Annotated in this window: 2 protein-coding genes; both read right to left on the reverse strand. The window is 65.0% G+C overall.

The window, feature by feature from the left end; translation table 11 throughout:
- Nucleotides 1-522: response regulator (locus tag AC1DYI_RS36935; RefSeq protein WP_477209040.1), on the reverse strand; the 522-nt coding region annotated here is incomplete at its 3' end.
- Nucleotides 523-666: 144 nt separating this feature from the next.
- The coding region (locus tag AC1DYI_RS36940; RefSeq protein WP_477209041.1) for a zinc-binding dehydrogenase at nucleotides 667-914 on the reverse strand (248 nt) is incomplete at its 5' end.

The raw sequence follows: 914 nt of genomic DNA on the forward strand, positions 1-914 counted from the left end.
CTTCTGCCCACCGCCCGAGGCGGGTGCGCTGGAGAAGCTGCTCGCCGGTGCCGGCGCTGCCGAATCGGCGGCCGAACCATGCCGGAAATGCGTCAGCAGCCGGCGCGCGATGGCCGGCGACAGCGGCGGCTGGCCGAGCACGATCTTGCGCAGCTCTTCCACCAGCACATCGAAACGATCTTCCTTCAGCAGATAGCCGTCGGCGCCACATTGCAGCGCCGGGAACAGGTGGTCGTCGTCTGAATACAGCGTCGTCACCACCTTGGTGGCGGGGTACTGTGTCAGCTCGGCCAACAGCTCCAGGCCATTGCCATCGGGCAGTTCCAAGTCGACCAACATCAGCTTGAACGGATCAGCGCCGTGCAGGCCATGTGGACCCGTCAACGCGATCTGCTCGCGTGCGGTTTCGAGGTCCCCGGCCTCGGTGATCGAAATCGGATCGCTGAAGCTTTCCCGGAGCACACGCGATAGAAAATCGCGGGCCACCGGGTTGTCTTCGAGGATCAGCACCTTCACGGTCATTACTCGCTCCCTTTACAACCTAGCGTCGGGCGGCATGCTAGCAGTGTGCCGAGGGGKGACCGAGCCCCCTTTTGGGGGACGTGCTCGGCCCATCCCTCTCCCTATTCTTAGGGGGAACGGCTCAGGAGTCCATCGCGATCTGCATCAGTGGTTGACCAGCACCAGCTTGCCCTTGATGGCGCGCTCGGCCATGCGGCGGTAGGCGGTGGGCAGTTCACTCATCGGCAACAAGGTGTCGATCAGCGGCTTGATCTTGCCCTCGGCGTACCAGCGGGCGAGCTCGCCGAGTGCGCGCGCATTGGCTGCAGGCTCGCGGCGCACGAAGTCGCCCCAGAACACGCCGACGACCGAGGCGCCCTTCAGCAGCGACAGGTTGAAGGGCAGGGCGGGGA

Source organism: Ideonella sp. P3_A4 (assembly GCF_056403075.1).